The organism is Chitinimonas sp., assembly GCF_041904975.1.
Lineage (GTDB): Bacteria > Pseudomonadota > Gammaproteobacteria > Burkholderiales > Chitinimonadaceae > Chitinimonas.
On sequence record NZ_JAYRLZ010000004.1, the window covers coordinates 31222 to 42562 of the forward strand.

Genomic DNA, 11341 nt, shown 5'->3' on the forward strand with positions numbered 1-11341 from the left:
GTGCAAGGCATCAGCCGGATGTGGTGATGGTCGGCGCGGTGTGTGGCAAGCGGCGCGGCGGGAAAGCCAGTACATAGTCCTGGTTGACCAGTGACAGATTCGGGTTGTAAGCCGGGTCGGCCTGCAGGATATCGGCCCAGCTTTGCAGCATATAGTCGATTTCCTTGGCAAAGCGCGCCTGCTTCTCCGGCGTATCTTCAAAGCCGCGCGATGCCGATTCGTGGTGATACAGCAGCGCAAACGGCGTCCACACATTGAAATAGCCGGCGGCCTGCACTTTCAGGCACAGGTCGACATCGTTGAAGGCCACCGCCAGGGCCTGCTCATTGAAGCCGCCCACTTCGTCGAAGATGGCCTTGCGTACCAGCGAGCAGGCGGCAGTGACGGCCGAGTAGTTCTGGCATACCTGATTGCGGCTGAAATAGCCGGGCGCCTCGCGTGGCAGCGCATGGTGGGCATGGCCGGCCACGCCGCCGACGCCAAGAATGACGCCGCCGTGCTGGTTGGTATTGTTCGGGTAGAGCAACTTGCAGCCGACAATGCCGACCTCGGGGCGCTGCGCATGGCTGACCAGCTCGTCCAGCCAGTCGGGGCTGATCACCTCGATATCGTTGTTCATAAAGCACAGCAAGGGGGTATCAGCCAGTTTGACTGCCGCATTGTTCAGTGCCGAGTAGTTGAATGGTCGCTCATCGCGCAGCACCGTCAGGCGCCCAGCAGCTGCCTTGTCGCTCAGATAGTTCAGCACCCGTGGATCGGTGCTGCCATTGTCGATCACCAGGATGCGGTAGTCGGGGTAGGTGGTCTTTTCGGTGATGCTGTCGATGCATTTGCTGAGCAGATCAAAGCCATCGCGGGTCGGAATGATGATGGTGACGGCCGGTGCCGGCTTGGGCAGCGCCCGGCGTACGCGGAAGTAGCCGGATCCTGGTGTTGCCTCGTCGACTTCGGCCTGCATGCCGCTACGGCTCAGATGCTCTTCGATGGCGCGCTTGGCGGCGTAGTAGGCATAGGGCTTTTCGCCGTGACCGGCGGCGGTGCTGCCCGGTATCACCCGCCAGTGATAGGCGATATGCGGAATATGGCGGATGCGCGCCGGTGTGGTGCGCTCGATGGCGCGCAAGGCGAGGTCGTAGTCCTGGGCGCCCTCGAAGCCTTGGCGGAAGCCGCCAATCTCCTTGATCAGGCTATGGCGGTACACGCCGAGATGGCTGATGAAGTTGTAGGCAAGAAACAGATCGGGGTTCCAGTCCGGCTTGAAATGCGGATCGAAGCGGCGGCCATCCTCGCCGATCTTGTCCTCATCGCTGTACAGCACATCGGCATCGGGATGGGCGATGATTTCGCGGGCGAACAGGAATAACGCATGGGCCGGCAGCTCGTCGTCATGGTCGAGCAGGGCAATATAGTCGCCGCTGGCGCTGGCTAGCGCCGAGTTGGATGCGGCGGAAATATGACCGTTGTCGCTGCGGTGAATCACCTTGATGCGGCTGTCCTGGCTGGCATAGCGCGCCAGCAGGCTGGCGACATGGGGCTGGGTCGAGGCATCGTCGGCAATGCACAATTCCCAGTGCGGATAATGCTGCGCCAGCACCGAATCGATGGCGCGGCTCAGCCAGATATCCGGTGTATTGAATACCGGCATCAGGATGGAAATCAGCGGTGGCGACGACCAGCCGGCCATCTCCTGCTGGAAGGCCTTGAGCTCGATCGGGCCGGGCTGGTCGTAATCGCGAATCCATCGCTCATACAAGGTCTCTTCGCTGGCGTCGCCCGGCGGCAGGGCCAGTTCCTCGTGCGAAGCCGGCATCGGTGCCAGGCGGCGGCGGATGCCGGCCATGCCTTCCAGGCGAGCAATGCGATAGACCTTGCCAGCCAGCCGGGTCCAGCCACCGGCACGGGCGCTGGCGCGCCGTGCCAGGCCCAGCATGCGCTTGACGGCGCGCAGGCGATTGATGACGGCACGCAATGGCCGGGTCAGCTGCCAGGAGCGCGAGCGGGTCATGGCGTCCAGATCCGCCTGCAGGCGGTGGACGATATGCTCGAGATTGCGCACATGCACCTGGGTGTCGTGGTGCTGGCTGCGTAAATCGGCCAGCTCGGCAGTCGCCTCCTGGTAGCGGCTCTGCAGGCTGGCCAGTTCGCTGCGCTGCCGGCTCAGGCTGCCATTCATATCGCGTTGCTGCAGCTTTGAAAGGGCGGTTGCGCTGTCTAGCGCGGCTTGCAAGGCTGCGATGGTGCTTTGTTGATCGGCCAAGCGTTGCTCGCGCTCGGCCAACAGGGTGTGGCTGCTGTCCAGTAAGGTGCTTAAGCGCTGGGTGTCGCTATCGATACGGGCGGCTTGCGCCTGCAGATTATCAATATGCACATCCTTGGCTGAGACCAGCGCATGCAGATGCTGCATTTCGCCTGTCAGGGCTGCCAGTGCCTGGTCCAGCGTGCCGGGGCGTTGCGGGCGCGCCAGCAGGGCATGCCGCTTCGCATCCTCGGCCTGCGTCCTGGCCACAATGGCCAGCGCGTCGGCACGCGGTGCCAGCCATTTTTGCAATAACAATTCCTGGTCATCGGTATGGTCAGCCGTGCCGGCACAGAAGCTGGCGCTGATGCCTTCGACAAACTGCAATTGGCCGTGCTGCAGCAACTGGATGGTGAAGTCGCGCCAGGGCGCAGCGTCAAAGCGCTGGTCAAAGGCACATTTGGCGGCGGCGCGGGCGCTGAATAGCAGGCTGCGTAGCGGCAGTGGATGGCGGAGCCATAGCTCGTCTGCGCTGACCGCTTCATTGAAACTCGCCAGGGTGGCCTCGCTATCGATCAGGCGGGCGCCGGCATAGCAGCCGGCACTGTCGGGCTGCTGCAGCGCTGCCTGTAGCAGCCTGGCGATATGGTCCGGAGCCAGGCGCTGGCCGTCGGCCAGATACATCAGCCAATCGCCCTTTGCCGCCTGCAGCAGCCGGTTGGCTGCATCGGCCTGACTACATGGCTCCGGCACTGTTACGTGGCCAAGCTGCAGGTGCTCGCCTGCCGAGGGGAGTGCGCAATTTGCGGCGCCTGCGACAAGCACTTCGATATGCCGGTAGCTCTGCAGGCTGAGGTCAGCAAGGGTATGTGCCAGCACATCATCGCCAAGCTGCGGCAGCAGTACGCTGACCAAGGGTTGTTGCGATGGCAAGACCACCGTGCCATCAAGAACGGCAGCCGGGCGATACGGGCCGAATGCCTGGTAAAGATCGTTCTGCAGCTGTTCGCCGCTGAGTACGATATAGCCCTCGGCCGCCTCTACCGATGCATCCAGCGTATAGGTGCGCAGCTGGTTCAGCGCGCTGACATGTTGGTCATAACGCTGCTGTGCCAGCTGGCTGGTGAAGGCCTGCATGGCCTCGGCCTTGCGTTGGCGGTGTGCGCTGATGTCGAGCAGATGGCTGGGGCGAAACTGGGCGCCCACTTCGTACTGCGCCAGCAGCAATTCACCGCCCATGCGCCGCACCGCCTCGACGGCAGCCAGGGCGACGGCGCGATGATCAGGATGAAATTCAAACAGGGAGGGCGCATACACTATCCGGGCGCCACTCGCCTTGATCTGCGCGGCGATCTGGCCAATCAGGCGCTCGCCGTATTCCACCGCGCGATCGCGCCAGTGCCAGCAGATCGGTGCGTCACAACCCAGTATCCGTGCCGCCTCGGTACTCTCGGCCAGCCGGGTATCCGCCAGCGCCTGGCGCTCTGCGGCATCGTCGGTCGGTGCGCCATCGGTAATCAGTACCACGGTGACGTCATGCCCGGCCGCACGATGGGCGGCAATGGCGCCGCCGCAGCCGAATACTTCGTCATCGGGATGGGGGGCGAGTACCAGGGCGGGGCCGTCGGCCAGGCATTCAATGGCGTGGTAGGGCATCAATTCTTGTTCTTGCATGGTGATATGGCGAATGCTTTCCTGGGTCGGACCATTCCGACGCTGTGAACGGAAAATAGGGCTGGTGCTGAGTGGCTCGGCTGCTGTCTCGAGCGTGCTGGCCGGCTATATGGCGAGGCTGCCTATAGCGCGCAATACAAGCCGATAGTCTTCAAAAAGCCCGACATTCTATAACGCCTCGACATGGCTGCGACCTGCCGTATAAGCGGCGGCAGGCTAGCCAGCCGATAAAACGCAGCCGCTTCGTCCGGTGCAAACGTCGGGGAGCAGTCGGCAAATTGCCGGTGAAACTGTTCGGCTTGTCCCTGTTTGCGGGCTACTGACTGCCGCATGGTCCGAAGCAATGAGGCCATGCGACGCAAATGGAGGGGCTGGGCCCCGATCGTGTTGCCGGCATGCTGGCGATACAGGACGGTGGGGGTGCCAATCGTGTGAATCTGGCCGAAAGCACTGGCAACCAGAGCGATCCACCAATCATGCATGATGGCAGAAGGTGGAATAGTACCAACGCGGTCGACCAGTTCGCGATTCATCAACATGGTGCATCCGGTCAGACAGTTTTCGACCAGGAGCCGTTGGAATGACAGTGCCTCCGGGGTAGGGCGCAGGCCTTGGTATTTCCAGAACGACTCACACAGAGGGCCCAGCTGTTCGTCGACAACGGTCAGATCACTATGAACAAGCATGGGGATCCCTGGTGCATGCTGTTCAGCTTGCCTCAGCAATGCAAGGCTGTCTGCGAGCTTGCCGGGCAACCAGACGTCATCCTGATCAGCCAGCGCGATGTAGTTGCCGGTTGAATTGCGCAGCAAGGTCGCAAAATTCTGGCAAGCACCGCGTGAGCCCTGCTTCATCGTGCGGTCTATGTTGACCCGGTCGGGGAACTGCCGGGCAAAGTCCGCCAGGATGGCCAGGGTGCGATCGTTCGAGCCGTCGTCACGGGCTCGCAGTATCCAGTTGGCATGACGTTGTTGGGCCAGCGAGGTCAAGAACGCAGGCAGATAGCGTTCGCCATTGAATGTGGCAAGCAAGACTTCGATACAACAGTCGCCGAGCATCCTATGACCCTGGTGGCAGTTGGCAGCCGGCCATCCTAGCATCGAAGCTGTTGCAGCCCAATTTTCCAGCGCCGATCCGGTTGGGGAGGGTCATTTCCATCCTGAAAAATCAAAGGCCTGCGCAATTTTTCAAGCCGAAAAACCAATTGCTCGCAAAGCCGAAAATACGGCGCTGGCAATTGCCTCGCAGACTGAAATATGCGGGGTGATAGATGTGCCCGCCATCAGACTGTTGCATTAATGCGCCGTCAATAAAGAGTAATTTGCCATTGAACGACAACACAACTACCTTAGCGCCGTACGACCGCATCATGAGGGTGAAGAGGCGAGTTCGATTCCTCTCGGAAGTGCGGTGGGCCTCGCATTCAGTGGCGGAGCTTGCTTGCAACGGCCAAATCGTGCTGATATAGTCAGTCTGTCGGCCCGCATGTGAGCTTGATGGTGGTTGTAAGTCGATGGGGTCAGCAGCGTCTGCAAAGGCGCGCCAGCAGGGCCTCAGCGGCAAATTCGGTCACCATCAGAAGCCGGCTGGGAGTGTAATACTTCAACTTGTTTTTTGCTTATACCAAGAGGAAAGCGTCCATGAAAAAGAGCCTTATTGCTCTCAGTTTGCTGGCAGCCACCAGTGCTTTTGCAGGGCCCACACAACCTGTTACAGAGCTGATCGGTAATACTGGGGATTTGCTGCTGGCACCAGTGTTCAATGCAGGCCAGGGCTGGAATACCGAAATCAAGGTGGTCAATACTTCGACCACTCTGTCCACGGTTGCTAAGGTTGTTTATTACGACCAAAAGACTTCCGCTGAATTGCTTGACTTCTTGATCTATCTGAGCCCGGGCGACGTCTGGACCGGTAACACCACCTGCTTGAACGCAACTTGCGGCAGCGTTGGTGTGGTTTCGACCGATGACTCCTGGCTGAAGTCGGATGGCACCTTCCCGAAGGTTGGCGAATCGGTAACTTTCCCGTTTGCTCGTAACCAGACCGTTGGCTACGTTGGTGTGTTCGAAGCTGCTGCTTTCAATGCTGGCGCTGCTCCTCTGGCCAAGACTGCCGTGAAGGCTGCTTACGATGGTCTGGCTGCTGGCTACTTCGTTGAAGCCAACACCCCGAACATCCTGTCGGGTAAGGCTCGCATGGTATTCAACGCTACTGGCGTTGCTGCTGCCCTGCCGATGACTGCTATCGCTAACTACGACAACGTTGCCCGTCTGAGCCCGCAAGTGTTCACTGGCTTCGGTAGCGAAGCTGGTTCGTCCTCGCTGACCACCACGGCTCAGCTGGAAACCCTGATCTGGGGTAACAACTGGGTTCTGCCATACGACAGCGCCCAAGGTCTGTCGATTGCTTCGGTAACCTTCCCGACCCGTCGTACCTACGAGTGTGACAATGCAGCTCTGCAATGCCCGACTCGTGGCGGCGCTGCTGGCGTTGGCGTGTACCCGTTCAACAACACCTCCGATGCTCCAGTGGTCGGTGCTGTTGTAGTTCGTGACAATGCTGAGCAAGCTATCAGCCAGCCTGGTCAAGTTACCTCGCCACCTCAGCCAACGTTTGCTCCTAAGTTCGACGAAGTCGGTTTCCTGACCTTGTCGGCCGCTGCAAACAACGACAACACTGGCAACGCATTTGCTGGTCTGCTGAACAACGCTTCGACCGGTGCTTTCACTGCTGGTTGGGCTAACCTGTCGTTCGCTGGTGGCGTACCTGCAGTTGTGACTCAAATGGTTTGGAATGTGACCGGTTCGGGCGTAAGCAGCTTCGAATGGTTCTACCCATCCAACACTGGCAACTAAGTCGATTAAGACTGGTTGAGGCAATGCGGCAAGTTGCGTTGTTGTTATTGGCGCATCTTGCCGTGTAGCCAAGAAATCAAGAGGACTGCAAAGTCCTCTTTTTTTTAGGAGAAGATTATCTTGTTGAAAAATATATTCAGTTTGCGCCACACGACACCGGTAATGGCTGGCGGCCTGGCGCTGCTATCTACTCTGGCTATGGCCAAGCCAAATCTTATTTATCCATCGATTCATTCCTATTTTCCACGTGCGCAGACACAGTCCTATCTGCTTAATGGGCAGATTGCCACAATCAGCACAAAGGGCTGGCGTGATACCAATAATTATCTTGCTGCAGACCTTACTCAGAGAACGGTAATTCGCTGCACGATGCAGATCGAATGGAACCAGATTTGCGTTGCAACGGCATTCCAGCCAAAGAATACACTCGGATTTTCTGGCGCTCAGTGGGCAACATCTTCGGGTGAATCAGTTCTTCCGACCTCTTTCAAATTCTGGCTGCCCGCCGGAACGGTATCACTGACCATTCCGATGTTCACCTATCAAAGCTACCCGATGGTGGCTGTGATGCGTAAAGGAACACCGAGCACACGTGCGACCCAGCCTACGGTGGCGGAGTTGAATGATTTTTCGACCAGATTTCCGATTATTCCTTCAAACGGTTTCTCGCGTATGCAGAAGCTGATTGCTGGCGATGAAATCATTTCGGGCGCAGAAGGAAGCGGTGTTTTACAGATCCTCAGTTCGACTGATGTGGTTTCTGCGACTCAAGCCAATCCAAAGGGTGATTGGGTGTATGTCGATGTTTATGGTGGACCGTCGATTGAAGTCGATATTGGTGGTAGTGCCATTAAATCGATGTTTCAGGCCGAATACGAGTCGCTTGCGTATGATGCCAGTGGCGATCCGCTATCCGGTGGTGTAACGCCGGTCACGACGGCGCCGGTCGTAACGGCCCGGCCAAGCCCGAGCTTCAGCACCAATGGTGCTTCGGTCAATGCCACGGTAACGCTGGATAAAATCGGTATTGTTTATGCCACCGTTGATACCAGCCCGTCCAATCCGGTCATTGTTCCTTCGGCGCAAAATCCCAATCCTGCGGGTTGGGCTCAAAGTAGCGTAAGTGCAGCTCCGCAGTTGTCGTTGGCATTGTCATCGCCACGCGTAACTGGGCAGCGTTATTACATGCACTACTACACGGCAGATACAACGCAGGCGGCATTCTCGGTCGTTGATACGGTTGAAGTGCCGAATACTGCAACGCCGACCAATGCTCCGGTATTGACTGTTTCGGGTGGTTCGTTTAGCGCTGATGGTACCCAGGTCAGCTTTAGCCTTACCAGTGATCAGCTGGCCAAGGTGTACGCGATTCTGAGCTCCAATAAAACACCGCCAGCGATTGGCAATGCCGTATGGGGCAACGGCACATTGGTTGCTGGAGACAAGGCACCATTCAGTTTCACTACCTTGATTGCGGCTCCAACCGCTGCAAGTACCGGTGAAAGCTATTACATTCACTACTATGCTGTCGATTTCGGCGCGAGTGGCGTGGGCAAGAATTTCACGGCAATCGGCACTACGCCGGTCGTGTGCAGTGGTGCCACTGGTTTGGCACGTTGCACGCCGGTTTTGGGCTCGGCATCGGCTGATCGCAATACCCGCGCAAGCACGGTGAATTTCTCTGTTGGTGTCAATAACGCCAGTGCGATCGTCTATGCCTTGGTGGATAACAGCGCTGCAGCACCTACCACGCCGATTACTGATAGTAAATGGACCCAGTTGAAGGTGACAGGTACTACCTCCCTGGTGGCAGCCCAAGCCTTGACGCCGGTGGCTGGTGTGGATAACACCAAGGATTTGTATGTCCATTACCTGGCTACTGATTCGTCCGGCAGCAACAAGACCGACATCCAGAATCTGCTGGTGACCGCTTGTTCGCCCACACTGACGCCCCTCTCGGCTAAGGCAACGGCAAGCTTCGATGCCAGCAAGCAGAATGTCACGGCTTTGGCGGTAGACATTACTCCGGATGGCGCTGACAAATGTACGACCGGCACGCCCATTCTGGTAGCGAATATCAGTGGCTCCCTGTGGCTGTTTGACGTGAAAAAGGGTTGGGCGCCATTGGCAAATGGCATTGCGTTTGCAGGTGCTTCGGCTCCCTTGAATACAACCATTCCTTCGATTGCGGCAATTCCCGCAGGTGGTGGTATTCCGGTCCAATTCTTCAAGGATGCGAAGGTGGATCTGTTTGCCGGCTACCTGACTGATGGTATTTCCGGACCCGCATCTGGCGGTAGTCGCTATGTGTTCTATCCGTCGCCATTGCAATTCCTGAACTAGCACTTATTCTTGCTTTGGCAGTCCAAGGCTCAACAGGGTTTTTGCCCTGTTGAGCTTTTTTGCTGAAACAATCAATACTGAAATTGATGAGGTCGTATGAAAGTCTTGGCTCACTTGCTCTGCTCGGCTTTATTGCTGGGTACGGTGTGTTCATGTTCCATCTTGCGTCGAGACGACACGGCGATCGAAGTCGCCGATAGCAAGGTTGATGAAATGCTGCGTTGGGAAACGCCGGCGCCAGAGGTGGTGAATCATCCGGAATATGCCAATGCCAAAGCGGCTGTGACGGAGTTCTGGAAAGCCTATATTCGTCGGGAGTGGCGCAAGTGTTACTCGCTGGAGAATGAGGATACCCGCAAGGCAGTAAAGGAAGACTTCTATGTCGGCTACTGGCGCGGCGCAATTCCAGTCAAGTCGATCAAGCTGTATGACATCAGCTTCAAGACCGATACCACTTTTTCTGTATCTCTTGAAATGGAATTGGAGCAATCCGTGGTTTCCGGTGTAAAGCGGCAGCCATTATTGATGCATTATGAATGGCATCGTGACCCGGATTCTGGCCGCTGGCTGCGTGATTTCCGCGACCCCTTGATTCGCCCTGCCATGCCGGCATTTGGCAAGCCCAAGATCGTCGATGGCAAGATCGTCAAGCAATAGCCCGGCAGCATCTGACGGTATTTGAATTCCTGCATGCCATCACCGCCCAGAGCATGATTGTCTATCACGCTCTGCTCCTATTGCATTGATAGGCGCATTTATTCTTGCAGCGCGACCATTTTGTTGCGCGGTCATTGGCAGGGTATGCAGCTTGGTGAAACGCCAGGGATGAGTTCCGGTGCAGGCAGAGGCTGAGAATAGAAGTGACTTGCTTCGAAAGCGGGCGACAATTGCTTGAATTCTGAAGCGAGGCGCCAAAGCCCGGTGAAACTGAGGGCTCCAGCGCGAATTCGTAGCGTCTCGCGGCAACCCGCATGGTGGTGCCTCTGCTGGTGCATTCAGTGCGCAGCCTCCCAGTTGGGCCCGGCCCCCAGTTCTGCCAGTAGCGGGACTCTGAGTTGTGCCACACCGGCCATCAGCGCGGGTATGGTCACCTTGATCGTTGCCAGCTCGGCATCGGCTACTTCAAGAACCAGTTCATCGTGCACTTGCATGATCAGGCGACTCTTGAGCGATTCGCTTTCCAGCCAGTTTTGTACGGCGATCATCGCCAACTTGATCAGATCGGCAGCGGTGCCCTGCATCGGCGCGTTGATGGCGGCTCGCTCGGCGCCGGCGCGGCGGCCCTGGTTGCTGGATTTGATTTCCGGCAGCCACAGGCGTCGCCCGAACCAGGTTTCCACATAGCCCTGTGCCTTGGCCTGCTCCCGCGTGCGTTGCATATAGTCAGCCACGCCGGGATAGCGCTGGAAGTAGCGCTCGACAAACTGCTGCGCAGCACTGCGCTCGATACCCAGCTGGGCGGCAAGGCCGAAGGCGCTCATGCCATAGATCAGGCCAAAGTTGATCGCCTTGGCGTAGCGGCGCTGCTCGCTGGTAACGCTATCGGGCGCGCTGCCGAATACTTCGGCCGCGGTGGCGCGATGGATATCGATGCCGGTAGCAAACGCGGCCAGCATGCCGGCGTCTTCGCTGAGGTGGGCCATGATGCGCAGCTCGATCTGCGAATAGTCGGCGCTGACGATGGTGTAGCCAGGTGGGGCAATAAAGGCCTCACGGATGCGCCGGCCCTCGCTGGTACGCACCGGAATATTCTGCAGATTGGGGTCGTTGCTGGACAGGCGGCCGGTTACTGCGACTGCCTGGGCATAATTGGTATGCACCCGGCCGGTACGCGGGTTGATCATCAAGGGCAGTTTGTCGGTGTAGGTGGATTTGAGCTTGGACAGGCTGCGGTGTTGCAGCAGCTTGGCCGGCAGCGGAAAGTCTTGCGCCAGCTCGGTCAGCACATCTTCATCGGTACTGGGCGCGCCCTTGGGTGTCTTCTTTTTTACCGGCAGCTTGAGCTTGTCGAACAGGATCTCGCCGATCTGTTTGGGCGAGCCGAGATTGAATGGCTGGCCGGCCAGCGCGTAGGCTTCCTGTTCCAGCTGCACCATGGCCGTGCCAAGTTCATGGCTTTGTCGGGCCAGCATGGCGCTATCGATCAGTACGCCCGTTCTTTCCATCTTGAACAGCACTTCACGGCTGGGCAGTTCGATATCACGGTAGACGCTGTCGAGGCGCGGTTCGGCCT

General features: G+C 58.0%; 7 protein-coding genes. 4 read left to right on the plus strand and 3 right to left on the minus strand.

What is annotated here, in order from left to right:
* Nucleotides 1-10: 10 nt before the first annotated feature.
* Both ACE3OH_RS00750 and ACE3OH_RS00755 read right to left on the minus strand, forming a co-directional pair.
* Nucleotides 11-3910, minus strand: coding sequence for a glycosyltransferase (locus ACE3OH_RS00750; RefSeq protein ID WP_374347203.1), 3900 nt, complete (start codon nt 3908-3910; stop codon nt 11-13).
* A 122-nt stretch (nt 3911-4032) separates the two neighbouring features.
* Complete coding sequence (locus ACE3OH_RS00755; RefSeq protein WP_374347205.1) at nt 4033-4968, minus strand: glycosyltransferase family 2 protein; 936 nt, start codon at nt 4966-4968, stop codon at nt 4033-4035.
* Nucleotides 4969-4987: 19 nt separating this feature from the next.
* Here ACE3OH_RS00755 and ACE3OH_RS00760 point away from each other — a divergent pair, with 19 nt between their 5' ends.
* The 4 genes from ACE3OH_RS00760 (at nt 4988) to ACE3OH_RS00775 (ending at nt 9765) form a co-directional block, all read left to right on the plus strand.
* A complete protein-coding gene (locus tag ACE3OH_RS00760) occupies nt 4988-5209 on the plus strand; it encodes a hypothetical protein (protein ID WP_374347207.1) in 222 nt (73 codons plus the stop codon).
* A 341-nt stretch (nt 5210-5550) separates the two neighbouring features.
* Complete coding sequence (locus ACE3OH_RS00765) at nt 5551-6765, plus strand: hypothetical protein (RefSeq protein ID WP_374347209.1); 1215 nt, start codon at nt 5551-5553, stop codon at nt 6763-6765.
* A gap of 120 nt (nt 6766-6885) precedes the next feature.
* Nucleotides 6886-9108, plus strand: a complete 2223-nt coding sequence (locus ACE3OH_RS00770) for a hypothetical protein (protein ID WP_374347211.1) — start codon at nt 6886-6888, stop codon at nt 9106-9108.
* A 96-nt stretch (nt 9109-9204) separates the two neighbouring features.
* On the plus strand, nt 9205-9765 hold the full coding sequence (locus ACE3OH_RS00775) for a hypothetical protein (RefSeq protein WP_374347213.1): 561 nt from the start codon (nt 9205-9207) through the stop codon (nt 9763-9765).
* 338 nt (nt 9766-10103) lie between these two features.
* On the opposite strand, the gene ACE3OH_RS00780 is transcribed toward ACE3OH_RS00775, so the two are convergent.
* The coding region (locus ACE3OH_RS00780) for a DNA polymerase (protein WP_374347216.1) at nt 10104-11341 on the minus strand (1238 nt) is incomplete at its 5' end.